The sequence below is a fragment of the Winogradskyella aquimaris genome (genome assembly GCF_042676105.1).
GTDB lineage: Bacteria > Bacteroidota > Bacteroidia > Flavobacteriales > Flavobacteriaceae > Winogradskyella > Winogradskyella aquimaris.
Window position 1 is genome coordinate 331,221 of sequence record NZ_JBHTJQ010000016.1, and the last position, 24,367, is coordinate 355,587.

Here is a 24,367-nt window from a genome sequence, read left to right on the forward strand (position 1 = left end):
ACTATTCTAACTGACTAATCTACAATTTTATTTTAATTCTTGATTTCTTAAATTTGGTAAGATTCTGTTAATTTAGGGGCCTGGTGTGTTAAATATCATAACAAATAAACACCATTAACCAAGTAACTGGTTTCCTCCTTTCTCAGATGTGATACATAATATTATGAAAGATCTTAAATACTTAGCTGCATTTTCCATTCCAATTATGGCCTTTTTAGGGCTTAGCTTACGGGGCAATTGGGTTTGGGCAACACCTATATTTGCTTTTGTATGTATCCCTATTTTAGAACTCATTTTTCCTTTGGATACCACAAACCTTCATCCTGAGGAAGTGGATAACAGATTAAAACAAAAACTATTTGATTGGTTGCTGTACCTCAACTTACCCATTGTTTATGGTATTCTCATCTATGCTTTGGTTTTAGTTGCTGGTCAATCCTTAGAAACCTATGAGTTTGTTGGGCTTGTTTTTTCGGTTGGCATCGTTTTGGGTGTTAATGGTATTAATGTTGGTCACGAGCTTGGACATAGACAAACCACAAATGAGCGTTTCCTCGGCAAAGCCCTGCTTTTACCCTCATTTTATATGCACTTTTACATAGAGCACAATTTTGGACATCACCTTCACGCCGCTACACCAGAAGACCCAGCTACGGCAAAATACAACCAAAGCGTGTACTCGTTTTGGTTCACCTCAACCATTAGGCAATATTTTAACGCATGGTCTATTCAGAAAAAATTATTGAAAAACACTCATCAATCGTTCTTTTCTTTTAAGAATGATATGCTTTGGTACACGGTTTTTCAAATCTCATATTTACTTACAGTAACTTTAGCTTTAGGAACTAAAGCTTTGTTGTTTGCCATTTGCGCTGGTATTGTTGGGTTTATTTTGCTCGAAACCGTCAATTATATTGAACATTATGGCTTATTGCGTTCAAAAACTAAATCTGGCCGTTACGAACGCGTAAGAGAAATTCATTCGTGGAATTCTAATCACGTTATTGGGCGCATTGTTTTATATGAATTGACACGTCATAGCGATCATCATTATAAGTCATCCAAAAAATACCAGATTTTAGATTGCCACGAGGATAGTCCTCAAATGCCTTTTGGCTATCCAACCTCTATGGTATTAGCTATGGTGCCACCACTCTGGTTTAAGATTATGAATAAGCGTGTCCCTAAAGAAATGGTCGTTTCTTAACATTCCCTTTGAAGATCAAAAAACTTATAGTTTAACACTTCCGTCTTCAGTGGTATAATTTTATCTTTGCCCAAGATTCTGAAACAAGTTCAGAAGGACAAATTATTTTGAATTAGAAAAATGTCAAAAAAAGTACGTGTGCGTTTTGCACCAAGTCCAACAGGACCTTTACATATTGGCGGAGTAAGAACCGCGCTATTCAATTATTTATTTGCCAAAAAACACAAGGGCGATTTTGTGTTACGCATAGAAGATACTGACCAAAACCGTTATGTAGAAGGCGCAGAAGAGTATATTGTAGAAGCCTTAAATTGGTGCGGTATTCCGTTTGATGAAGGCCCTGGAAAGAACGAAAAATTTGGTCCTTACAGACAAAGTGAGCGCAAGCATATGTACAAACAATATGCAGATCAGCTTATTGCTGAAGGTAAAGCCTATTATGCTTTTGATACTTCGGAAGAACTTGATGCACACAGAAAACAACACGAAGCTGAAGGTAAAACCTTTATATATAACTGGCACAATCGTGAAAAAGGTCGATTGGTAAATTCTTTAGTACTTACTGAAGAAGAAACCCAAGCAAAGATTGATGCTGGCGAGGATTATGTGGTGCGTTTTAAATCACCACAAGATGAAACCTTACATTTAAAAGACATTATTAGAGGTGATATTTCTATAGATACCAACATACTTGATGACAAGATTTTGTTCAAGAGTGATGGCATGCCAACGTATCATCTTGCTAATATTGTAGATGATTATTTAATGGAAATTACGCATGTTATTCGTGGTGAAGAATGGCTACCCTCTTTAGCTTTACATAATTTGCTGTATGATGCCTTTGGTTGGGACATACCAGAATTTGCACATTTGCCTTTAATTTTAAAGCCTAACCCTGCAACTTATATTAACAAAAGTACAATTTATAAGTTTACAGAGTTATACACGGAGGAAGCTCTAGAAAACTCTGACTACAAAGAAGATGAAATTCGAAAATTTATAAGGTTTGTATTTGAAAACCCTAAAAATATATCTCAATCCATTAAAATAAATGATAATAAAGATTCTCATCTAAAAAAAGACCTAAAAGCATTTCTAAAAAAGGGGCTTTACGGAAAACTATCTAAACGTGATGGTGATAAATTAGGCTTTCCAGTATTTCCACTAGAATGGGTAGACCAAAAAACCAATGAAGTCGCTAGAGGATATAAAGAAGATGGGTATTTCGCAGAAGCTGTTGTGAATTTCTTAGCCTTTTTGGGCTGGAATCCAGGTACTGAGCAAGAAATTTTCAGTTTAGACGAATTAGTGGAGGCGTTTAACCTATCAAAGGTAAATAAAGCAGGTGCGCGTTTTGATCCGGATAAAACTAAATGGTTCAACCACCACTACATGCAGCAGCAATTAGATTTGGATTTAGCGAAGGAATTTCAAGCCAAGAACATCTTGTTAAAGGATATTGATGTTCATTATATAGCATTAGTTATCGGTCTAATTAAAGAGCGTGCGACCTTTGTGAGCGATTTTTGGGAACTAAGCCATTTCTTCTTTGTGTCACCAACCGATTATGACGAAAAAGCATCTAAAAAAGCTATAAAGGACGATACCGCAGATATTCTAAACCAAGTGGTGGGCTTAGTAAATGCGACTGAAGACTTTACGGTTGAAAACCTTCAGACCAACATAAAAGGTTGGATAACCGATAATGAAATTGGTTTCGGAAAAGTAATGATGCCATTGCGCCTAGCATTGGTTGGTGCTTTACAAGGACCTGATGTGTTTGATATAATGTTTATGATAGGTCAAGCCGAAACGGCTAAGCGCATTGAGGCTTTGGTGAAGACTCTTTAAAAAAAGGTAAGATCCTGAAACAAGTTTAGGATGACAATTCGTAAATCACTAAAACGTAATAATAGCGGAAAAGGCAATCATAGATTGGTTGCCTTTAAATTTATCTGTATTTGAACCTGCGCTTAAGTCTTCATCATTAAGTTTGTTCAAGATATTTGTAAAACCATAAATATATTGTGCCCGTAATCTGAAGGCTCCAAAACCGGCAGATAGACCCACTGCTCCATTTACATTAAAATTTGATATTTTGGATATATCCTCTGTTAAAAGGGAATCATAGTTAGAAACGATCAATCCTTCTTTAGAATCATCTTTTAACTCCAAATCTCCGTTATATTGAAGCATTGGCCCAAGATCTAAGGTTAAATTGCTCTTTATCAGTTTTACATGTAATAAAAATGATAATTGTGCCGTAAGTAGTTTATATTCAACAAATTCTTCAGTTGGATTCAATAAGGAATACGCTGCAATATCAATATTGTTTTCAGAAAGTAGAATGTTGTAACTTACGTTATACCATTTATGCGGAATATCAACCGTAGCCGATAGACCCCCTATAAAACCATTATTTTTTTTGGTCACAAAATTATCTGTGATAATGTCAAATTGTGTAAAACCACCCTGTATGCCTATTCCATTTTTTATGGCATAACGCTTATGCTGTGCGTGGCCCAATGTAACAAATAGGATGCTAACAGCTACTAATAAATGAAGTTTCGGTTTTTTCATGCGATTTTAGAGCTAATAAAGACAAACCTAAGTAAAATTATTTACATTTAATATTCATAAACACTAACCATTAAAATTCAAGTTATGGGTCAATTTATTTTATTACCAATTATATTTTTTGGACTAATCATCATCGTTTCGTCATTTTTTATAGTAAAACAACAAACTGCAGCTATTATAGAACGCTTTGGTCGTTTTCAATACATCGCCCAATCTGGACTGCGATTAAAAATCCCTTTAGTCGATAGAATCGCTGGACGATTAAGCCTTAAAATCCAGCAATTAGATGTTATTATTGAAACCAAAACTTTGGATGATGTTTTTGTACGTTTGAAAGTTTCCGTTCAATACAGGGTTATTAGTCAAAAAGTATATGATGCCTTTTATAAGCTTGACTACCCGCATGAACAAATTACTTCTTATGTTTTTGATGTTGTTCGTGCCGAAGTCCCAAAAATGAAACTTGATGATGTCTTCGTTAAAAAAGATGATATTGCCTTGGCTGTGAAGGCTGAACTAAATGACGCTATGTTAGACTATGGTTTTGATATCATTAAAACCCTTGTGACCGATATTGATCCTGATGCTCAAGTAAAAGCGGCAATGAACCGCATCAATGCTTCGGAACGCGAAAAGATTGCAGCACAATTTGAAGGAGACGCACAGCGTATTTTAATCGTAGAGAAGGCAAAAGCCGAAGCTGAAAGTAAACGTTTACAGGGACAGGGTATTGCCGATCAAAGACGTGAAATAGCACGTGGATTGGAAGAGTCCGTTGAAGTCTTAAATCGTGTTGGTATTAACTCACAGGAAGCCTCTGCTCTTATCGTTGTAACGCAGCATTATGATACGCTTCAATCATTAGGTGAAGAAACTAACAGTAACTTGATTTTACTTCCTAATGCCCCACAGGCTGGTAGCAATATGCTTAATGATATGGTGGCGAGCTTTACAGCAAGCAATCAAATTGGTGAGGCCATGAAAAATGCCCAAAACAATAAGGACGATAAGTAGAGATTAAAAAATCCCGAAATTAAAACTTCGGTATTTTTATTTTATTTCCAACCACAAACTATAGCTCCCATGATTGTTAAAGTAACAACCCAATAACCTACATTAATCAGAATATACTTCCATCCTTTCCTTTCAAAAAGGGCATTAATTCCTAGAACTGGTAACACAAAAAATATGGCCCCTATCGCTCCGTGTAAAGCACCATGACCAAAGCTGCGATGCATGTTTCCGAATTCTGCCATAAAGGCCTGAAAGGATTCGGCATCTGGGTTAGAGTATGCTAACTGCGTAGCTCCCACTTGGTGAATAACCATTCCGTTTACAGTGAATGCCAACATAAATGACAAAACAAGGGTTATACCAAAGATAACAGGGATATTACCGCTTTTTATTTTTTCTTCAGTCATTCCTGAGGCCTTCATCCACGCCGTTCCTAAAACCTTTGGATTATACCAAACAGCTCCCATAATAAGTGGCACAATAGCAGCAACCACTATGGCTAAATAATTTAATTCCATATTGTTATTGTTTTAGTTAGTTAAACTAAATGTACAAAAAAACCGCTAAGCTTTAATCAAAGAGGTTTTTTTACAGCCTTATGCTTTCGTGTCTTTTTAGTCTTTGGAATTATAATTTTCTATAAGTGATTGTAGTTGCTCCAAATAGTCTTTTAAGTCCGAATTTTTTAAAGCCACTTCTCCTGAGTTATTGGGTAGTGTGCTTCTACTTTCATCTAAAAATTTAATGAGCTCTGGATAGTGTTCTTCTATTTCTCGTGTTAATGTAGATATTTTAGTCAAGATTTGCCGTTCATTTTCCATATTGATAATATAAACATTATGAGCGGTAATCTTTACTAAACAATTGTTAAACCTCGGAAGCTTCAGCTACTAATAATTCATTTTTATCTTCTAAGGCCTTTTCGATAAACTCGTTAATAGCATCATTACGTTTTACGCCATTTTTAAGCAATTCCTTTAACGTAATCATCACGGCAATACGTGTGCCTGCTTTTTTTACTGCAGTGCCAAATAAAGGCTCTAAATCTTCGTATGCTACGTCTTTAGCTAAGGATTGTATTTCGGTCTTAACTTTAGTTTGCTTTTCAGGTGGATAATTAGTGTATTTTTTACCTAGTTGTTGAATAACACTAATTGCAGGGCGCTTTTGCTGTTGTGGCTTAGATTTAGTTTGAGTATTGGCTTGTGCTTTCGGCTTTTGTTTTGCCCAACTGTCTCTTAAGCCCACTGTTTTATTAAATACTAGCTTATCTGATGTAGAGTCTTCATCAACAACAAAATAGCCCAAACGTTGAAATTGAAAACGCTCACCTACCTTAGCACGAGCTAAACCTGGTTCTAAATACCCTGTTTTGATTTTTAATGAATTTGGGTTTAAGAACTCCATAAAATCTTTCTCCTTATCACCATCTGGTGATTCATGCATAAATAGGCGATCATACTCCCTTACCTCTGCGGTAATCGCATGTTTAATCGATACCCAGTGTAAAGTTCCTTTCACTTTTTTTGAGGTGTCTGTGTCATAGGTACAATGAACTTCAGTAATATGACCGTCCTTGTCCTTAACCACATTATTAGCTTTAATGATATAAGCATTTTTTAATCTTACTTCGCCACCAAGTTTTAGTCTAAAAAATTTACTACTGGCTTCTTCTTTAAAATCCTCCTTCTCGATATAAATTTCCCGAGAAAACGGTACTTTTCTATAACCAGCGGAATCGTCTTCCTGATTATTCTCCGCCTCTAACCACTCTTCTTTATCTTCAGGGTAGTTAGTGATGACCACTTTAAGTGGGTCTAAAACGGCCATAACGCGATTGGCTGATTTGTTTAAATCTTCACGGATACAAAATTCAAGAAGTGATACATCAATGACATTTTCACGTTTGGCAACTCCGACTTTTTTAATAAATTCTCTAATAGAATTTGGTGTATATCCTCTACGTCTTAAGCCAGATATGGTTGGCATTCTTGGGTCATCCCAACCAGAAACCACCTTGTCTTCTACTAGCTTAAGTAACTTGCGTTTACTCATTATGGTATACGATAAGTTTAATCTGGCAAACTCGCGTTGCTTTGGCAATAATGGTAGATAATCTTTGGCATATTCGTGTACATTCTCTTTAAACCAATCGTATAATTTTCTATGTGGTTTAAACTCTAAAGAACATAACGAATGTGAGATCTGTTCAATATAGTCACTTTCGCCATGCGTCCAATCGTACATAGGATAAATGCACCACTCATCACCTGTTCTATGGTGATGTGCATACATGATACGATACATTATAGGGTCACGCATGAGCATATTTGGATCTTCCATATCTATCTTGGCACGTAACACGTGCGTACCAGCCGGAAACTCCCCAGCTTTCATGCGTTGAAATAAATCTAAATTTTCCTCTACACTTCTATCTCTATAAGGACTATTGGTGCCAGGTTGCGTTGGTGTGCCCTTTTGCTCTGCCATAGCTTCAGAGGTTTGGCTATCAACATAAGCCTTACCGTCTTTAATAAGCTGTACAGCCCATTCATAAAGTTTATCAAAATAATCCGAAGAATATAATTCATTCTCCCATTGGTAGCCCAACCAAGCAATATCGCGCTTAATAGCATCTACATATTCTTGCTCCTCCTTTGAGGGGTTGGTATCGTCAAACCTCAAATTAACGGGGGCATTGTATTTTTCACCCAATCCAAAACTAATTCCAATAGCTTTGGTATGGCCAATATGTAAGTAACCATTGGGTTCTGGTGGAAAACGAAAACGAAGCTTTTCCTTAGCTAATCCGTTTGCTAAATCTTCCTCTATAATATGCTCAATAAAATTGAGTGATTTTGTTTCTTCTGACATTTCAAAATAGATTTTAGGGACTAGATTTAAGTATTTGATACAACTAAATTTAATCTCTAAATTATCAGGCAAAATTACATAAAATGTAACATTAATCCATTATATGTTACTCATAGAATATATAACCACAAACCAAGAAAACATGAATTACAAATGTCCTAAATGTGATAATACAACGTATGAATTAGGTGAAATGAGAGCTACTGGTGGTACCTTGTCCAAAATCTTTGATGTCCAAAACAAAAAATTTACCTCGGTAACGTGCAAAAAGTGTACCTATACAGAATTTTTTAAAGCTAAAACCAGTGCTATAAGTAACATTTTTGACTTTTTCACCAATTAGAGATTTGAAGTGATCAAACAAAAATCTTATTAATACAATTTTCTTGAAGACATTAGTTCAAAGTGACAAAAGCATTACTTTTGCCTCATGGGAATTATAAAGGTTGAAAATATTCGGGTGTTTGCCAATCATGGTTGTTTAAAGGAGGAAACAACTATTGGCAGTGATTATCGCATAGATGTTGTTGTTGAGGCAGATTTGTCTAAGTCTGCAAAAACAGATGACTTAGGTGATACCGTAGATTATGTGTTTTTAAATAAAGTAGTGCGTGACGAAATGGCAAAACCATCAAAACTTTTAGAAACCGTGGCCCAGCGCATTATAGATAGAGTCCTTAATGAGGATAACCTTGTTTCAAAAGTTACTGTTTCTGTGAGTAAAATCAACCCACCTATTGGTGGTGATGTAGAAATGGTCACCATTGAGCTTTCAGAAAAGCGAAAAAAGTAAGCCGGTATAGGGTAAAACATTAATAATTTATATATTTGCCCTCTCAATTGGGTGTCGTGGCCGAGTGGCTAGGCAGTGGTCTGCAACACCATCTACAGCGGTTCGAATCCGCTCGACACCTCAAAACTTTAAAGTCTTTGATCGCTCCAGATTGAAGACTTTTTTTTCTTTTAGAATTTAAGGAAAATTTAGGTTAAAATAAACGCGGTATGAACCTTTAGTTAATGAACCCGCAAACTGCTCTACAGCCCTAAGTATATTTTTTTAGTCTATAGGATTTACCATTTCTATTTGCTCTTTGCCCTTCTCATAGAGATCTGGAAATAAACCTTGTGACAAAAGTAAAATACCAAAGCCAAGTATGACTAATGCCACTATTTTCTTGGTTTTAAAAATTCGCCGTGGTGTGAGTTTACTTTTTAGTCGTTTTGCTGCGGCGATTTTAAACAGATCGCATACAAAATAAGATACTAACATAGTAACGATAAATACCATTACGCCATTTTCTGATTTGGTTATAGAGGTGCCAATAACAATAAAGCCTAGCCAGCCCAAAAGCACGCCAATATTAATAAAATTAAGTAAAAAGCCTTTAACAAATAGCTTTCCATAGTTTTTCTTTGGCAACTTTATTCTGTGATGTTCTCTAACAATAGACCTAAAGGACTTTGAAATTTTTATAAACGAAATGATACCGTAAACTATAAGTAAAACACCACCAAAAACCAATAATTTTGGATCGTCTTTTATTTTTTCTAAAAGGGTATCCGTACTCATAAAAATGAGTAAAATAAAAACAATATCTGCTAATATCACCCCTAAATCAAACACCAAGGCACTACTGAAACCTTTGGTAGCACTAGTTTCTAATAGGACAAAGAATACAGGACCAATAGTAAAGGCTAAAATGATTCCAAAAGGAATAGCTGTTAAAATATCATCTAGCATGTAAACTTGTAGTTTACACAAAAGTAGTAAACAAATTAAGAACTGCTAGGTTTGAGATAGCATGATTTGAGTTCTACATGCGTTTAACTGTGCCACCAAGAACTTTGTTCTCATCAATCTCTTTTGGATTACCGTAAATATAGACGTTGCCTCCCGCCTTTACTCTTACCTCAACAAATTCTGAAGCATTAACGTAAGCTTCTCCACCGGCATTAACGCTTACTTCGGTTTGTTCTGTTCTAAATTCTTTACCGTGAACTATACCTCCTGTATAAATGGAAATATCTTGGTTTTTTGAGCTTCCCGATACATTAATAATACCACCTGTAACTGCTCTAAAATTAGCATACGTTGTTTTGAGTTCTGCAGTAATTTCACCCCCTTCTTGTGTCTTTAAATCAATTTCAAATTGCTCAATAGGTTCGTTAACCACAATATTAGCTCCTTCATTGGCATCAATAACATCAACTGATGTGTAATACAACTTCACCACAGTATCATTACCATCGTAGCTTTCTTCAAGCTTCATTCTAATTTTTAACTTGCCATTTTTATTAATAACCTGGACATCCTTTTTATTATCACCTGAAATAACCACTTTGTTCTCATTAGATTTAATCATTTTCAAGTTGATTAAATCATAGACTTTTACTGTTGAGAATTCACCTATATTTTTTTCAATAGTATCTTGGGCATTAATAAAAAGTCCTACTGTAAATGCTAATAATAAAAAATAATTTTTCATGATTTTATAATTTAATTAAGCTATGCCACTACTTTAACAGCTGTACCTGTAACAGATACCATGGCATAGTTGCTTGTCATCAATTCTATTTCAACTTTAATGCCAACAACTGCATTTGCATTTAGCTTTTTAGCATTTTCTTGTAATTGCTGAAATGCTTTTTCTTTGGTTGCATCAACACTATTTCTAATAGAATTTAAATATTTAGACATACTAAAACCCATCACTAATTTTTCTTCTGCAAGAGCTACTCCGGTAACTATACCCAAGTAATCTATAATTTTGAAGTTTTCTATTGAGTTTGTTGTAGTAAGTATCATAATGATTTATTCTTTAAGTAAGCCTCCCATAATTCATGTGGATTGTTGATGGATAATTCTACATTACCACAAGAACCACATATTTCAGCTGTAAGTTTTCCTTTTTCGTATTTATTAAAAAATATTTTATCCGTGGTTTTAATATGAATAGATAAATCATTCATTTGATTCATATGCCCATAATCAACAATCTGAGCTCTCTCTATAAGCTTATTGGACCCACATTTTTTACAAACCTTATCTTCCATTTTCAATATATTTTAAAAGAATAAGAGGCATAAAAACTAAAAATGTTACATCAATTCATATTATTATTCGGTTTTCCCATAAGATAAAAATCTAAATGTTTTTTCACCAAATCGGTATCCTTTACTTTTACAATAACTTCATCACCTAACTGGTACATTTTATGGGTATTACGACCAATCATCGCATAATGCGACTGGTCAAAATCATAGGTATCATCTTTCATATCCCTAACACTTACCATTCCTTCGCATTTATTGGATTCAATTTCTACATAAATACCCCAGTCAGTCACCCCAGAAATGACACCTAAAAATTCCTCATCTTGGTGATCTTGCATAAAACGAATCTGCATATACTTTATAGAATCACGTTCGGCCTTGGTAGCTAAGTATTCCATATTACTACTATGCTTACACTTTTCTTCGTAAACCTCTTCATTGGCCGATTTACCCCCATCTAAATACTGTTGCAACAAACGATGAGCCATTACATCTGGATAACGACGAATCGGTGAGGTAAAATGACTGTAATAATCAAACGCTAGACCATAATGCCCAATATTATGTGTGGTATACTCTGCCTTTGCCATAGTTCTAATGGCTAAAGTATCTACAAGGTTCTGTTCCTTTTTACCAACGACATCACTTAATAACTTATTTAATGATGAAGCGATGCTATTACGATCCTTAAAGTTGAGCTTATGACCAAAACGACTTACAACCGTTTGTAGTTGCGCTAATTTAGCTTCATCAGGTTCGGCATGTACACGATACACAAAGGTTTTTTTAGGATTTTGTTTTCCAACAAATTCCGATACTTTTCTGTTGGCTAACAACATAAACTCTTCTATGAGTTTATTGGCATCCTTACTGGTTTTAAAGAAAACTCCGGTTGGATTAGCATCTTCATCTAAGTTGAATTTCACTTCCACTTTGTCAAAAGAAATGGCACCAGATCGCATTCGTTTAGATCGCATTTTTTTGGCCAATCTATCTAGAACCAATACTGCCTCAGCAATTTCTGGTTTGGTTTGGTATTGCTCACCTATGAGTGATACTTCTTTTGGTATAATAGTATTTAATTGAGACGCTTTCACCGCACCTAGAGTGACACTTGGATTATTTTCAATAATGGCCTGTGCCTCTTCATAAGCAAAGCGTGCATCTGAGTAGGTCACTGTTCTGCCAAACCATTGGTTTTTAATATCGCATTTATCATTCATCTGAAAGACTGCAGAAAAGGTATATTTCTCTTCATGTGGTCTCAAAGAACATGCACCGTTTGATAAACGTTCAGGAAGCATTGGTACGACGCGATCCACTAAATAAATAGAGGTGGCGCGCTCGTAGGCTTCTTCGTCCAAAACGGTTCCTGGTTGCAAATAATGCGATACATCTGCTATATGAATGCCTATTTCGTACAAGCCATTATCTAAAACTTTAAAAGATAAAGCATCATCAAAATCTTTAGCGTCTTTTGGATCTATCGTAAAGGTTAAATCCTTACGCATATCGCGACGTTTGGTTATTTCTTCTTTGGTAATTGAAATATCCAAATTATTAGCAAACTGCTCTACTTCATATGGAAACTCATAAGGTAAACCATATTCTGCTAAAATGGAGTGTATTTCTGTATTGTGTTCTCCTGGTTTTCCTAAAACTTCTAAAACCTTACCGTAAGGAGAATCAGCCTTTTCTGGCCAATCCGTAAGCGTTACCAATACTTTATCACCGTCTTCTGCTTTCTTTGTTTTATTGATAGGTACGAAAATATCTTTGTACATTTTATTACTATCCGCAACCACAAATGCAAAGTTTCTATTCTTTTGAATTTGTATGGTACCGACATATTCACTCTTGGCACGTTTTATAATATTAGTGATTTCACCTTCAATCTTACCACGTTTTCTGCGTTTATAAGCATAGAATTCTACTTCATCACCATCTAAAGCTTTATTAATATTATTAGAGGCTATAAAGACATCTTCCTCAAAATCATCTGAAATAATATACCCATTTCCCTTTGCAGCTAAATCTAAAATACCTGTATGGTACTCTGCAGTGACAACGGCTTTAAACTTACCTCTATCAACTTGTTCTATCTCTTGTTTTGCTGCGAGTTTTGCTAAGGTTTTAATGATCTGATTACGGCTGCTAGCATCGTTTACACCAATAATAGCAGCAATTTGTTTATAGTTAAAGGATTTGTTTCTTTCTTTTTTTAAAATACTTAGAATCGTATTTGTAAGGTTAGAAATCTTGTTTTTACCAGATTTCTTTTTTCTTTTTCTTGTCATTTAATTATGTAATCATATTCTTTTCCTAAAAGTGTTAGGAATTCTTCATTTTAAACTTAATAAAGGTGGAAGTGAAGTTATTAAGTTTACTACAAAACTACACTATTAAAATTTAATAGTGTTTAGATAGCGTTAAATAAATGAAAAAAGCACCATAAAATATGATGCTTACTTATCAGGTTATTCTTTTAAAAAAATTAACAAAGCTACTTTATAATCACTTTTTTTGCAGATTTACCTTTATCAGTTTCTACCTCAATAACATAAATGCCACGAGATAACGTATTTGTTTTAAGTTGTAAACTTTTCTCTGAATACAAATATTTACCATCTACTGTATATAGGTTAACTTGATTTAAAATTTGGTTATTATCAAGTGTAATCTCAACTAAATCTTCATTATCATTTACAATAACATTAAACAAATCTTGCTTAAAACTATCTACACTTAGTACTGCACTTAGATCGTACACTCTTACATGACCTGAAGCAAATCCACTAATTCCATTATTTAATCTTGAACCTATAGCAATCACTAAACCATCATCAGAAAGACCTATAGAACCACCTGAATAATCATTTGGTGCTTCACCTTCAATATCATTACCTTGTTGAATCCAATTACCTGATTGATATTTAAAGATTCGAACATAACCTTTTGTGGAAGGTGGTATTCCACCATTTTCTGTAGCGCTGATAGCAATTATTGAACCATCACTTGATAATTTGACGTCGTAACCAAACCAATCTCCAGCTGCCCTACCTTCAATATCCGAACCTAACTGTGTCCAAATACCTGATTGATTTTCAAAGATTCGAACATGTCCCGAAATATTACCATTACCATCATTATTCGGCGCTCCTATAGCTACGATAGAACCATTATTAGATAAATTTACCGACCAACCAAATACATCTCCAGCAACTTCACCGTTAATATCATCGCCTATCTGTACCCAATTACCTGATTGATTTTCAAAGATTCGAACATGTCCTGAATTAGTTCCGTTTCCTGAATTATAAATAGCACCAATAGCAACTATTGAACCATCACTTGACAAACTAATGGATCGACCAGATTCATCTTCATTAACTTCACCATCAATATCGTCACCAATCTGTACCCAATTACCAGATTGATTTTCAAAGATTCGAACATGTCCTGAATCTTGTCCATTACCATTATTATATCTAGCACCAATAGCAATTATTGAACCATCACTTGATAAACTGATTGAATTTGTTGATCCAGCTGCTTGATCATCGGCAAACTCGCCATTAATATCACTTCCTATTTGTATCCAGTTACCAGCTAGATTTTCATAAATACGTACAATACCAGAATTATTTCCGCTTACAGGATTTCCTAACGCCCCAATAGCAACTATAGATCCATCATTTGATAAACTAACTGACCTTCCAAACAATTCATTAGCAACTTCACCGTTAATTTCATTTCCCACTTGTACCCAACTTCCTAATTGGTTTTCAAAAATCCGAACATGGCCTGAATCTTGTCCATTACTATCATTTCTTTCAGCAGCTATAGCTAACATTAATCCATTACCTGATAAACTTATAGCATTTCCAGAATAATCACTAAAAGATTCTCCATCAATATCTTGTCCAATTTGAACTTGACTAAAGTTTATGAGTGGGATTAATATTAATAAAAGTAATTGTTTTTTCATGCTTTATCAGTTATTTAATTATTAACTTCTTTGTTGATTTTCCCTTCATAGTTTCTACCTCAACCATATAAAGTCCAGATGCTAATTGTGACGTATTTACAGTTGTTGTTTTTTCGCTCTGCACTAATTGACCTAGATTATTGTAAATATTTACATTTTGTAATTCTTCTGAATTATTTAATTCAATAGTAAACTGATCTATTGTAGGGTTGGGATATAAAGTAAATTCGGTGATCGTTTGCTCTTGTATTGATAATTCAGCACTTAAATCATAGACAGCAGCATATCCTGTACCAATACCATTTACTGTATTTGCTGTAAATGCACCTGAAGCAACAATACTTCCATCCGATGAAAGAGAAACTGATATCCCAAATTGATCACTGTTATTATTACCAACTATATCCTGTCCCAATTGAGTCCAAACACCAGCTTGATTTTGGTAAATACGAGCTAGACCAGAAGAAGAAGAGGGATTTATATCATCACCAATGGCAATGATATTTCCATCTGATGAAATGTCTAAGGATACACCTAAACCATTTATAGCACTACCTATTTGTATCCAACTATTATTAACAAACTCAAAGACTTCTACCTGACCTCCTAACGCATTACCGTTTTCATCTAAAATAGATTCAATAGCTAAAATTGTACCATCGCTATTTAAACCTACTATTACTCCTAATAAATCCCCTATCTGAGTTCCATTAATATTTTGTCCTATTTGATTCCAAGTACCACTATTATACTGATAAACTTTTACTTGACCTGAACTATTTCCATTTGTACTTTCTCCTGGAATACCAATCGCTAAAATATTACCATCTGAAGATACATCGACAGAACGTCCTAATTGTTCAAAAGAATTGGCACCATTAAAATCACTCCCTTTTTGTATCCAAGTGCCATTTGTATTTTCAAATACTCTAACTAGGCCTGAACCAGAGCCATTGGAATTATTGCTATCTGCACCGACAGCAATAATATTTGCATCTGAAGATAGTGAAAATGATAAACCAAAATTATCATTATTTGTAGTACTTGTAATGTCATTACCTTGTTGTACCCAATCTCCATTAATATTCTCATAAATTCTTACAAAACCAGATCCTGAATTAGTTTCTCCTCCAATAACTAAAATATTACCATTTGAGGATAATTTCACTATATCACCTATTAGCTCCGATGTATTACCAAAAATATCATTACCTATTTGTATCCAATCTCCATTGATATTCTCATAAACTTTTACAATACCAACACTATTAGCTATACCATTATTAGCATTTGCACCAATAGCTAAAATATTACCATTTGAGGATAATGCTACAGAACGTCCTAATTGTTCTATTGGAAGAATACCATTAATATCATTACCTATTTGAACTTGACTAAAGTTTATGAGTGGGATTAATATTAATAAAAGTAATTGTTTTTTCATGCTTTATCAGTTATTTAATTATTAACTTCTTTGTTGATTTTCCCTTCGTAGTTTCTACCTCAACTATATATAGACCTGAAGCTAATTCAGTAGTGTCAATCATTCTCTCCTCGGAAGTTAAAACCAACTGACCTAGATAATTATATATACTAATAGAATTTAATTCAGAGTTATTTTTCATTTGAATCGTGAAATGAGTTCTAGCTGGATTAGGATATAAGTTGAAATCTAGAATCACTTGGTCTTGTATTGTTAAAGATTCTGATAAATCATATACCCGTACATGACCAGAATTAATCAAGTTACCATCATTACCAATAGCTCCTACTGCCAGAGTCTCCCCATTTGAAGATAAACTTACAGAATAACCAGAACGATCATCAGCTGCCTCCCCATCTATATCTTGACCTATCTGCGTCCATATTCCTGATATATTTTTATAAACTCTTGTATGACCAGAATCAACACCATTATCATCATTAAGTGGAGCACCTATAGCTATAATACTACCATCTGAGGATAAACTTATGGAATATCCAGAAATATCAACAGCTGCTTCTCCATCAATATCTTGACCTATTTGTGTCCAAACTCCATTAACATTTTCATAGACTCTTACGTGGCCAGAATCCATTCCGTTATCATCATTTTGTGTAGCACCTACAGCAATAGTATTACCATCTGAAGATATACTTAATGAACGTCCAAAGAAATCGTTTGCTAACTCTCCATCTATATCTTGACCTATCTGTGTCCAAACTCCGTTAATATTCTCATAAACTCTTACATGACCAGAATCCATTCCATTACCATCATTTTTAAAAGCACCTATAGCTATTTTGGTTCCATCTGAAGATAAATCCAAAGAGTAGCCAGATTGATCATTACTATTTTCGCCATCTATATCTTGACCTATTTGTGTCCAGACTCCATTAACGTTTTCAAAAACGCGAGCATGACCTGAATAAGCTCCATTACCAAAGTTTCTTGTTGAACTAACTGCTAGTGTATTTCCATTAGAAGATAAACTTACTGCATATCCAAATTGATCATCTGTATTTTCACCATCAATATCTTGACCTATCTGTGTCCACACTCCACTAACGTTTTCAAAAACACGAGCATGACCTGAAAGAAGACCATTTCCAGAGTTTCTGACTGCACCAATAGCTAGGACGTTTCCGCTTGAAGACAAACTTATAGAGAAACCTGACCAATCACCTGCTGCTTCGCCATCTATATCTTGACCTACCTGTATCCAAACTCCATTGAGATTTTCATAGACACGCACATGACCAGAACTAACTCCATTACCAGGATTGTCAATAGAGCTTATAGCAAGAAATTTCCCATTTGAAGATAAACTTACTGCGAAACCAGATTCATCGGCTAGAAATTCTCCATCAATATCTTGTCCAATTTGAACTTGACTAAAGTTTATGAGTGGTATTAGTATTAGTATTAGTAAAAGTAATTGTTTTTTCATGTATTAATAATTAAGAATTTTCCTGCAATAGTATTTATTTAAAAATCTTATTAAAAATTTTTAATGTTAAATAAATAAAAAATCACTTATTCACATTTATATATACTATTATCATTTTTCTTTTAAAATTTTAAAAAATAAATAATGATTATTATAGGGTGTTAATTAGTAGAATAACTTTTTACTAAATTGTTTTGATAAATTGAAGTTTACACTTTGTTACGGTTTAGTTAACATTAAATTTACATGCAAACCATTGATAATTAAGAAATATAAATTTATTGTAAACACCTGTTAATAACTCATGTTAATAGAAATGACTCATATCTATTTTTACTTATCCTGTTAATTTTGACTGTCAGGAGTATGAATAACTTCCTCGAAAAAAAAGACTAATTAATTTTGTTTTTACCATCCTATTCTTGCTTGAAAAAATTAAGCAACAATCCTAATTTTTATTTTCAAAACTTGTAAACACTTATTAACAAGTAATAAGAAATTGTATTAACCAGATTTTATTATTTGTAATTTTGCATCAACAAACAAATACTTTAAAAAATGACAATAGCCATCGGTAACGATCACGCAGGACCAGAGTATAAGCAAGCGATAATGCAACATCTTGAAAGTAAAGGATATACCATTACAAATTATGGAACAGATACTTCCGAGAGTGCGGACTATCCTGATTTTGTGCATCCTGTGGCTAAATATGTTAATGATGGAAACGTAGATTTTGGTATTTTGATTTGTGGTACGGCTAATGGAGTTGCTATGACTGCTAACAAATATCAAAACGTTAGAGCAGGTGTTTGTTGGATGGGTGAAATTGCAGAACTGGCACGTCAACATAATGATGCCAATATTATTTGCATTCCTGCACGATACACGTCCATACCACAGGCTATAAAAATGGTAGATGTATTTCTTAATACAGAGTTTGAAGGTGGTCGTCATAAACGACGCATTGATAAAATTCCTTTATCATGTTAATACCAATTTGTAAATTGGTATCGCATGAGTCATTCACACGCACATAATCACAAAGATTTAAAAGGTAGAAAGTTATTAATTACAATAGTATTGAATATTGTAATTACTGTAGCTCAGGTTATTGGTGGTTTACTTTCAGGTAGTTTGTCACTATTAAGTGATGCATTGCATAATTTTAGTGATGTATTATCACTAATAGTGAGTTATGCTGCTGCAAAATTATCACAGAAAAAGGCCTCTATCAATAGAACATTTGGTTACAAGCGTGCTGAAATTTTAGCAGCATTCGTTAATGCTTCAACCTTAATTATTGTTGCTATTATCTTAATAAAAGAAGCTATAGAACGATTTCTAAATCCACAACAAATAGATTCTAATTTAGTGATATGGCTGTCTTTTATAGCCATTATAGCCAATGGACTTAGTGTTTTACTCTTAAAAAAAGACTCTACCAATAATATTAATATCCGTTCGGCATACTTACATTTATTAACGGATATGTTGGCTAGTGTTGCCGTTTTGATCGGTGGTCTTTTAATGAAATATTACCAATTATTCTGGGTGGATAGTTTATTAACGTTATTAATAGCCTTGTACTTAATTTATGTAGGTTATGATTTATTAAAAACCTCCACAAAAATATTGATGCTTTTTACTCCAGAACACATTAACACAAGAGATGTCGTTAGAGCGGTCAATCAGTTACCAAAGGTTAAGAAATTACATCATGTGCACATTTGGAATTTAAGCGACCATGAATTGCATCTTGAAGCGCATTTAGATCTACAGGAAGATATTAGTACTACTGAGTTTAATACATTATTGTTAGAGATTGAAGCACTTCTACATGACGAGTTTGATATTAACCATGTTACTATTCAACCAGAATTTAATAAAGAAGACCCTAAAGAAGTAATTGTACAGGACTGATGTTAGATATACAAACCAAAACATTTGAGCAACTCAATACCAAGGAACTTTACGATTTACTTCAGTTACGAAGTGAAGTTTTTGTTGTAGAACAGGATTGTGTCTATCAAGATATTGATGGTAAGGATCAAAAAGCCTTTCATGTGCTAGGTTATAAAAATCAAAACTTAGTGGCTTACACACGAATTTTTAAACCAGGGGACTATTTTAAAGAAGCTAGTATTGGTAGAGTAGTGGTTAAGGAAACTCAACGTCAATATGGCTACGGCTATGATATAATGAATGTTTCGGTAGAAGCTATTCAAAAGCATTTCAAAACGTCGCACATTAGAATTTCAGCTCAAACTTATTTAAAGCGATTTTATAATAACTTAGGATTTAAAGAAGTAGGAGAGGAGTACCTAGAGGATGGTATTCCGCATGTTAATATGCTTTTAGAGTCTTAATTTTTAACTTTAGACATTATTAGACCCCAGAGATTAGTAGATTCATTATACTCAAGAGCTGTGATTTCAAAACCATCTTTCCAGCCTTTTTCAATTTCCTCTTTAGGAAAATAGGATCTAGTTCTCCACCTTTGTGTTGAATACTTGGTTCCTTTAGACATGACTACAATCCATTTACCGTTACCATATGTAAATGAAGTTATATGTTTCCCTTCATCCCAACCTTTTCTTATTTTTTCTGTAGGCATTTCAACGTCTCTAAATATACTTTGACTATAAAAACCAGTTCCTTTAGACATGACTAAAACCCATAGACCATCATAATAGCCAAGTTGAGTTATTCGTTTACCCTGTTCCCATCCCTTATCAATTTCTTCTCTAGGATATAATTTTCGAGTCCTCCACATTTGTTGAAAATAGCCAGTACCCTTTGACATATTAACTGCCCATACACCATTTCCATAGGTAATAGAGGAAATTAAGAAACCACTATCCCAGCCCTTACTTATCTCCTCTTTAGGAAAGTTTACTCGAGTTCTCCATCTTTGATTATTGAAGTTTTTTCTTTTAGTAAAATCTATAATCCATTTATTTTTACTGTAGGTAAATGAATTAATTTCATAACCTCTGTCCCATAAGTTATCGATATCCGTTTTTGGAAAGTTGGACCGTACTATCCATTTTTCTGAATAAGAGCCAATAGAATAATTGTAAATTGACCCTAAATCACTATCCTCAGGGATTGTTGTGTTTGTAGACTTTTTATTTGTGTTTAAGAACGAATTATTGCTTGTATTAGACGATGTTGTAGGTAGCATTGTGCTGCTTGTAAGTTTTAACATTATAAGCTTATCGTAATAACTCTCATAGGAATAGAAAAAACTAGACACATAACTCTTTGTAAATTTATTAGGTTGAATTTCCTTCCAATAACTAACTTGAGTATAATAACTTGCCTTATTATTTTGTTCCATGCCATAATCATCTATATGCATAGGTTTTGAATAATAACCGCCCTTATCGATAAAGTAAAAATTATCAGCACTATAACCAGAGCCACTGCCTTTAACTAAATTAGCATTTCTACCATCCCAATAATAACCTTTAATATCCCCCTCATTAAAAGATATTTTATAGCATTTAAATTCTGCTACTTTATCAGAATTATTGGCCTTATATTTTACACGCATGAAAGCATCATTATCACTATTATAAATTAATAATCCAGTATAGGATACATTATTAGATGTCCAACTTGTTTCGTAAAATTTTTGTTGTGAAAAGCCTATATTTAAACTAAAAAATAGAGCTAAGAAGAAGTAAAAATATTTCATATTTAGGATAAATAATTGATGTTGTCTAGAAAGATAATGATAGAAAAAAAATTAATTTTTAGGTTTGATAACACGAGTTACCACAATTTCTACACGTCTATCTAGTTCTGGTTCTCCACCAAGAGGAAATTTTCGTCTTTGACCAACGAACCTCATTCTATAACGCTTCACACCTTTATCAGCCAAGTAATCGTAGACTGTTTTTGCCCTAGCCAATGAGAGATTGCGTTTTTTTGTTTTGCGGTCTATCGCATCACGAGCACCCTGTGTACAACAGACATGCCCTTCGATGTTAAAATAAATATCGGTGCGTTTTACTAATATTTTTGCGATTTCATCTAACTTTGCTTTAGATTCTTTGGTGAGGTAACTATAACCTGTACGGAATAAAATATTTTCCAATTGTATTTTATCACCCTCCTTCAAATCACCACTTAAAAGTTCTTCTGTGGTTTCTTTTTTAGGGGGTTCTACTTTTTCTCTTGGAGGATCGTAGGGTTGTACAATAATTTCAACCTTTCTATTTAGACCACGAATTTTATAGAGATCATTATCATTAACAACATTAAGTAAAATCTCGCCTTTACCATCTACATTAGTAATAACGGATTCATCAAACTCGTTGTTTGAAAAGACCTCTTTTATAGCGTCTGCACGCTGTTGGGATAACACCAAGTTATAGGAATCGCTACCTCTATCGTCACAAAACCCATAAATGGATATCTTTTGAATATCCATATTTTCTATTTCAGATAAAAATAATAGAAGACGGCTTTCTTCGGTCTCAGGAATTTGGTACTCATCGGTCAAAAAATAAACCTGATGCTTTATCTCTTTTTGAGCAAAAGCGAACTGAAAACTTAGGTATATAACAACGAGTAGGGACTTCATCTTTATTTAAATTTTCTAGTATTCTGAAAATTTATGTAATACTAAAGGTAAGCAATTTTTTGTTGTTTACTTATTCGGCTGTTTATTAGAGGTTTATAAACTACCTTAAGATATTTGCATATTCATTAGGATTATTAAGTATGCTAATAGCTTTTTTTATCTCAGGATTGTTTGCTGTGTAATAGTTATACAAGCCTTCGCTGTAAAAATAGCGCTTAATGATTTCATCTGTTAATAATGATTTTAACTGTACTTTATTAGCATCTATGGCATTAGATTTATAGGCTTGTAAAGCTGCGGATAAATTATGATATTCTGAACTTATTACACTTTGCAATTCTTCATCTTTTGCAATATCCATGGCGTCACTGAGTGCTTTTTCTGTTTTTGTTTCAAAATTAAATCCTGTAGTTTTTAAATAATTTTTAAAGGATTTAAATTCACTATCAGACAACGTAAACTTGGTTAAATCATCAACGTTATTATTGTAATAATAGTCTGTAGCAAAGTTGAACACCAAGTTTTCATTTAGAATAGCTTTTGTTATAGGTGTTTGTTTAGCAAATTCTACTTCAATATCTGGTTGTACACCGCCACCGTCATATACGGGTCTTCCATTTCGTGTTTTAAACTCATTGTAATTCTCTTTTTTTACACGTGTAGCTTTACCATTTTCATCTCTATTCCAATAGTCCAAGGCTTGTATACAGCGACCAGACGGAGTGTAGTAACGTGATATAGTGATTTTCATTTGTGTACCGTAAGTCAACGGTTTTGGTCGCTGTACTAGGCCTTTACCAAAACTTCGTGTACCAACAACAACGGCCCTATCCATATCTTGTAATGCACCAGATACAATCTCACTTGCAGAAGCACTTCGCCCATCAATTAGTATCACTAAAGGAATTTCTGTATCTACAGCATCACGCTTCGTATAATAGGTTTTATTATACTTTTTAACTTTAGACTTTGTAGTAACAACCAACTGATTTTTAGGTACAAAAATATTTGTGACGTTTACAGCTTCGCTTAATAACCCTCCAGGATTTCCTCTTAAATCCAAAATTAGCCGTTCAGCACCTTGATTTTTTAAAGCTCTTAGAGCACCAAGGGTTTCAGAAGACGCTTTATTATTGAATTTACGTAATACAATATAGCCTGTCTTATCGTCTATCATTGAGTAGTGAGGCACAGCTTTGATTTCTAAAGATTCTCGTATGATCTTAATGGTCTTTGTTTTCCCTTGTCTCTTATACGTTATATTAACCTCGGTACCAGCTGCACCTTGCAACAAATTTGCTGCATCCTCTTTAAAATCCGAAACCACGACGTTGTCTACTTTTATGATCTCGTCTCCCGCTTTTAATCCCGCTTTATCTGCAGCGTAGTTCTTGTAGGGTTCTACAATTACCAGTTTGTCTTTTAGCGTTAAAACTTTAGCTCCAATACCTGTATAATCACCAGCATTATTTATTCTTGAGGCTTCAACATCTTGTTCGTTATAAAATTGGGTGTAAGGATCTAAATCATCTAACATGCTCTTAATTGCCGTGTCCATGAGCTCTCCTGGATTGGTTTCGTCTACATAATTCATGTTTAACTCCTTAAACATGGTTGTGAAAATCTCTATCTGTTTTGCAATCTCAAAAAAGTCGCTTCTAAATGCCGTGGTACTAAAAAAGACGACTAGAGCAAGTCCTGTTAGCAATAGTCTTTTATATTGGGTTCTCTTCATCTTTATTTGTTTTGTTTAAGAATTTCTCAAATAACAATTTCATTTTGTTATCAACATCCTCAAAAGTTGTTCCATCCTTACTAAGATACAATATCATAAACGCATAAGATGTTGAACTATTGTTAAAATATAAAGGCTTGTTTAAGCGATATGCCTCCCTTAATAATCGCTTTATTCTATTTCTTCCTACAGCAGTTTTATGAAGCCGTTTGCTAACAGACACCCCTGTTTTTAATAAAGAACCATCATCAAATTCAGTTTTTAGATAAACCAGTTTTAAGGGATAGGCAGTTACCGACTTCCCTTCATTAAACAATTGTTCAATAAGTTTTTTACTTTTTAGTTTATCTTTTTTACTGTATTTAAAACGCATTAATAAGAATCTATAGCG

At 33.9% G+C, this 24,367-nt stretch carries 24 protein-coding genes and 1 tRNA gene; 9 read left to right on the forward strand and 16 right to left on the reverse strand.

The window, feature by feature from the left end:
• The first annotated feature begins 163 nt into the window (after positions 1-163).
• Both ACFQ1K_RS11460 and gltX read left to right on the forward strand, forming a co-directional pair.
• Positions 164-1,207, forward strand: a complete 1,044-nt coding sequence (locus ACFQ1K_RS11460; RefSeq protein ID WP_320554877.1) for an alkane 1-monooxygenase — start codon at positions 164-166, stop codon at positions 1,205-1,207.
• Positions 1,208-1,327: 120 nt separating this feature from the next.
• The gene (gene gltX, locus ACFQ1K_RS11465; RefSeq protein ID WP_320554878.1) at positions 1,328-3,058 is read left to right on the forward strand and encodes a glutamate--tRNA ligase; all 1,731 of its coding nucleotides are present in this window, start codon (positions 1,328-1,330) and stop codon (positions 3,056-3,058) included.
• A 48-nt stretch (positions 3,059-3,106) separates the two neighbouring features.
• Here gltX and ACFQ1K_RS11470 read toward each other — a convergent pair whose 3' ends face one another.
• Complete coding sequence (locus ACFQ1K_RS11470; protein ID WP_320554879.1) at positions 3,107-3,787, reverse strand: hypothetical protein; 681 nt, start codon at positions 3,785-3,787, stop codon at positions 3,107-3,109.
• Between the two features lie 84 nt (positions 3,788-3,871).
• On the opposite strand from ACFQ1K_RS11470, the gene ACFQ1K_RS11475 reads away from it, so the two are divergent.
• Positions 3,872-4,801: an SPFH domain-containing protein gene (locus ACFQ1K_RS11475; RefSeq protein ID WP_320554880.1), complete on the forward strand. Its 930-nt coding sequence runs from the start codon at positions 3,872-3,874 to the stop codon at positions 4,799-4,801.
• A 41-nt stretch (positions 4,802-4,842) separates the two neighbouring features.
• On the opposite strand, the gene ACFQ1K_RS11480 is transcribed toward ACFQ1K_RS11475, so the two are convergent.
• The 3 genes from ACFQ1K_RS11480 to ACFQ1K_RS11490 form a co-directional block, all read right to left on the reverse strand.
• On the reverse strand, positions 4,843-5,319 hold the full coding sequence (locus ACFQ1K_RS11480; RefSeq protein WP_320554881.1) for a DUF1761 domain-containing protein: 477 nt from the start codon (positions 5,317-5,319) through the stop codon (positions 4,843-4,845).
• Positions 5,320-5,415: 96 nt separating this feature from the next.
• On the reverse strand, positions 5,416-5,601 hold the full coding sequence (locus ACFQ1K_RS11485) for a hypothetical protein (protein WP_320554882.1): 186 nt from the start codon (positions 5,599-5,601) through the stop codon (positions 5,416-5,418).
• Positions 5,602-5,668: 67 nt separating this feature from the next.
• Positions 5,669-7,675: a glutamine--tRNA ligase/YqeY domain fusion protein gene (locus ACFQ1K_RS11490; RefSeq protein WP_320554883.1), complete on the reverse strand. Its 2,007-nt coding sequence runs from the start codon at positions 7,673-7,675 to the stop codon at positions 5,669-5,671.
• A gap of 142 nt (positions 7,676-7,817) precedes the next feature.
• Here ACFQ1K_RS11490 and ACFQ1K_RS11495 point away from each other — a divergent pair, with 142 nt between their 5' ends.
• The 3 genes from ACFQ1K_RS11495 (at position 7,818) to ACFQ1K_RS11505 (ending at position 8,589) form a co-directional block, all read left to right on the forward strand.
• Entirely contained in the window at positions 7,818-8,018 is a 201-nt protein-coding gene (locus ACFQ1K_RS11495) for a zinc ribbon domain-containing protein (RefSeq protein WP_320554884.1), read from the forward strand.
• An 87-nt stretch (positions 8,019-8,105) separates the two neighbouring features.
• A complete protein-coding gene (gene folB / locus ACFQ1K_RS11500; RefSeq protein ID WP_320554885.1) occupies positions 8,106-8,468 on the forward strand; it encodes a dihydroneopterin aldolase in 363 nt (120 codons plus the stop codon).
• A 50-nt stretch (positions 8,469-8,518) separates the two neighbouring features.
• Positions 8,519-8,589 (forward strand) — tRNA-Cys (locus ACFQ1K_RS11505).
• A gap of 143 nt (positions 8,590-8,732) precedes the next feature.
• Here the strand turns inward: ACFQ1K_RS11505 and ACFQ1K_RS11510 are convergent.
• From ACFQ1K_RS11510 to ACFQ1K_RS11545, 8 genes are all read right to left on the reverse strand, one after another.
• A complete protein-coding gene (locus tag ACFQ1K_RS11510; protein WP_320554886.1) occupies positions 8,733-9,416 on the reverse strand; it encodes a LysE family translocator in 684 nt (227 codons plus the stop codon).
• Positions 9,417-9,489: 73 nt separating this feature from the next.
• Positions 9,490-10,161 (reverse strand): head GIN domain-containing protein, encoded by a 672-nt coding sequence (locus ACFQ1K_RS11515; RefSeq protein ID WP_320554887.1) that lies wholly within the window; start codon positions 10,159-10,161, stop codon positions 9,490-9,492.
• Positions 10,162-10,181: 20 nt separating this feature from the next.
• Positions 10,182-10,481 (reverse strand): YbjQ family protein, encoded by a 300-nt coding sequence (locus tag ACFQ1K_RS11520; protein ID WP_320554888.1) that lies wholly within the window; start codon positions 10,479-10,481, stop codon positions 10,182-10,184.
• Positions 10,478-10,729 carry a hypothetical protein gene (locus tag ACFQ1K_RS11525; RefSeq protein WP_320554889.1) on the reverse strand — a complete coding sequence of 84 codons (252 nt, stop codon included), beginning with the start codon at positions 10,727-10,729 and terminating at the stop codon, positions 10,478-10,480. The genes ACFQ1K_RS11520 and ACFQ1K_RS11525 overlap by 4 nt, the downstream gene beginning before the upstream one ends.
• Positions 10,730-10,779: 50 nt before the next feature.
• Positions 10,780-13,026, reverse strand: a complete 2,247-nt coding sequence (locus ACFQ1K_RS11530; RefSeq protein ID WP_320554890.1) for a ribonuclease R family protein — start codon at positions 13,024-13,026, stop codon at positions 10,780-10,782.
• Between the two features lie 206 nt (positions 13,027-13,232).
• Positions 13,233-14,717 (reverse strand): T9SS type A sorting domain-containing protein, encoded by a 1,485-nt coding sequence (locus tag ACFQ1K_RS11535; protein ID WP_320554891.1) that lies wholly within the window; start codon positions 14,715-14,717, stop codon positions 13,233-13,235.
• A 10-nt stretch (positions 14,718-14,727) separates the two neighbouring features.
• On the reverse strand, positions 14,728-16,161 hold the full coding sequence (locus ACFQ1K_RS11540) for a T9SS type A sorting domain-containing protein (RefSeq protein WP_320556882.1): 1,434 nt from the start codon (positions 16,159-16,161) through the stop codon (positions 14,728-14,730).
• A gap of 10 nt (positions 16,162-16,171) precedes the next feature.
• Entirely contained in the window at positions 16,172-17,647 is a 1,476-nt protein-coding gene (locus tag ACFQ1K_RS11545) for a T9SS type A sorting domain-containing protein (RefSeq protein WP_320554594.1), read from the reverse strand.
• A gap of 558 nt (positions 17,648-18,205) precedes the next feature.
• Here ACFQ1K_RS11545 and rpiB point away from each other — a divergent pair.
• The 3 genes from rpiB to ACFQ1K_RS11560 are packed head-to-tail and all read left to right on the forward strand — an operon-like array spanning position 18,206 to position 20,016.
• Complete coding sequence (gene rpiB, locus ACFQ1K_RS11550) at positions 18,206-18,640, forward strand: ribose 5-phosphate isomerase B (protein WP_320554593.1); 435 nt, start codon at positions 18,206-18,208, stop codon at positions 18,638-18,640.
• A gap of 24 nt (positions 18,641-18,664) precedes the next feature.
• Complete coding sequence (locus ACFQ1K_RS11555) at positions 18,665-19,570, forward strand: cation diffusion facilitator family transporter (protein ID WP_320554592.1); 906 nt, start codon at positions 18,665-18,667, stop codon at positions 19,568-19,570.
• Positions 19,570-20,016: a GNAT family N-acetyltransferase gene (locus tag ACFQ1K_RS11560; protein ID WP_320554591.1), complete on the forward strand. Its 447-nt coding sequence runs from the start codon at positions 19,570-19,572 to the stop codon at positions 20,014-20,016. Before ACFQ1K_RS11555 ends, ACFQ1K_RS11560 begins: the two co-directional genes overlap by 1 nt.
• On the opposite strand, the gene ACFQ1K_RS11565 is transcribed toward ACFQ1K_RS11560, so the two are convergent.
• From ACFQ1K_RS11565 to rnpA, 4 genes are all read right to left on the reverse strand, one after another.
• On the reverse strand, positions 20,013-21,350 hold the full coding sequence (locus ACFQ1K_RS11565; protein WP_320554590.1) for a DUF7477 domain-containing protein: 1,338 nt from the start codon (positions 21,348-21,350) through the stop codon (positions 20,013-20,015). The genes ACFQ1K_RS11560 and ACFQ1K_RS11565 overlap by 4 nt on opposite strands.
• 51 nt (positions 21,351-21,401) lie before the next feature.
• Positions 21,402-22,241, reverse strand: coding sequence for an OmpA family protein (locus ACFQ1K_RS11570; RefSeq protein WP_320554589.1), 840 nt, complete (start codon positions 22,239-22,241; stop codon positions 21,402-21,404).
• A 100-nt stretch (positions 22,242-22,341) separates the two neighbouring features.
• Positions 22,342-23,976: a S41 family peptidase gene (locus ACFQ1K_RS11575; protein ID WP_320554588.1), complete on the reverse strand. Its 1,635-nt coding sequence runs from the start codon at positions 23,974-23,976 to the stop codon at positions 22,342-22,344.
• A complete protein-coding gene (gene rnpA / locus ACFQ1K_RS11580) occupies positions 23,957-24,349 on the reverse strand; it encodes a ribonuclease P protein component (protein ID WP_320554587.1) in 393 nt (130 codons plus the stop codon). Before rnpA ends, ACFQ1K_RS11575 begins: the two co-directional genes overlap by 20 nt.
• Positions 24,350-24,367 lie beyond the last annotated feature (18 nt).

Coding starts and splice junctions, on each gene's coding strand:
- ACFQ1K_RS11460 (WP_320554877.1), top strand. CDS start 164: ATGAAAGATCTTAAATACTTAGCTGCATTTTCCATTCCAATTATGGCC.
- gltX (WP_320554878.1), top strand. CDS start 1,328: ATGTCAAAAAAAGTACGTGTGCGTTTTGCACCAAGTCCAACAGGACCT.
- ACFQ1K_RS11470 (WP_320554879.1), bottom strand. CDS start 3,787: ATGAAAAAACCGAAACTTCATTTATTAGTAGCTGTTAGCATCCTATTT.
- ACFQ1K_RS11475 (WP_320554880.1), top strand. CDS start 3,872: ATGGGTCAATTTATTTTATTACCAATTATATTTTTTGGACTAATCATC.
- ACFQ1K_RS11480 (WP_320554881.1), bottom strand. CDS start 5,319: ATGGAATTAAATTATTTAGCCATAGTGGTTGCTGCTATTGTGCCACTT.
- ACFQ1K_RS11490 (WP_320554883.1), bottom strand. CDS start 7,675: ATGTCAGAAGAAACAAAATCACTCAATTTTATTGAGCATATTATAGAG.
- ACFQ1K_RS11495 (WP_320554884.1), top strand. CDS start 7,818: ATGAATTACAAATGTCCTAAATGTGATAATACAACGTATGAATTAGGT.
- folB (WP_320554885.1), top strand. CDS start 8,106: ATGGGAATTATAAAGGTTGAAAATATTCGGGTGTTTGCCAATCATGGT.
- ACFQ1K_RS11510 (WP_320554886.1), bottom strand. CDS start 9,416: ATGCTAGATGATATTTTAACAGCTATTCCTTTTGGAATCATTTTAGCC.
- ACFQ1K_RS11515 (WP_320554887.1), bottom strand. CDS start 10,161: ATGAAAAATTATTTTTTATTATTAGCATTTACAGTAGGACTTTTTATT.
- ACFQ1K_RS11520 (WP_320554888.1), bottom strand. CDS start 10,481: ATGATACTTACTACAACAAACTCAATAGAAAACTTCAAAATTATAGAT.
- ACFQ1K_RS11525 (WP_320554889.1), bottom strand. CDS start 10,729: ATGGAAGATAAGGTTTGTAAAAAATGTGGGTCCAATAAGCTTATAGAG.
- ACFQ1K_RS11530 (WP_320554890.1), bottom strand. CDS start 13,026: ATGACAAGAAAAAGAAAAAAGAAATCTGGTAAAAACAAGATTTCTAAC.
- ACFQ1K_RS11535 (WP_320554891.1), bottom strand. CDS start 14,717: ATGAAAAAACAATTACTTTTATTAATATTAATCCCACTCATAAACTTT.
- ACFQ1K_RS11540 (WP_320556882.1), bottom strand. CDS start 16,161: ATGAAAAAACAATTACTTTTATTAATATTAATCCCACTCATAAACTTT.
- ACFQ1K_RS11545 (WP_320554594.1), bottom strand. CDS start 17,647: ATGAAAAAACAATTACTTTTACTAATACTAATACTAATACCACTCATA.
- rpiB (WP_320554593.1), top strand. CDS start 18,206: ATGACAATAGCCATCGGTAACGATCACGCAGGACCAGAGTATAAGCAA.
- ACFQ1K_RS11555 (WP_320554592.1), top strand. CDS start 18,665: ATGAGTCATTCACACGCACATAATCACAAAGATTTAAAAGGTAGAAAG.
- ACFQ1K_RS11560 (WP_320554591.1), top strand. CDS start 19,570: ATGTTAGATATACAAACCAAAACATTTGAGCAACTCAATACCAAGGAA.
- ACFQ1K_RS11565 (WP_320554590.1), bottom strand. CDS start 21,350: ATGAAATATTTTTACTTCTTCTTAGCTCTATTTTTTAGTTTAAATATA.
- ACFQ1K_RS11570 (WP_320554589.1), bottom strand. CDS start 22,241: ATGAAGTCCCTACTCGTTGTTATATACCTAAGTTTTCAGTTCGCTTTT.
- ACFQ1K_RS11575 (WP_320554588.1), bottom strand. CDS start 23,976: ATGAAGAGAACCCAATATAAAAGACTATTGCTAACAGGACTTGCTCTA.
- rnpA (WP_320554587.1), bottom strand. CDS start 24,349: ATGCGTTTTAAATACAGTAAAAAAGATAAACTAAAAAGTAAAAAACTT.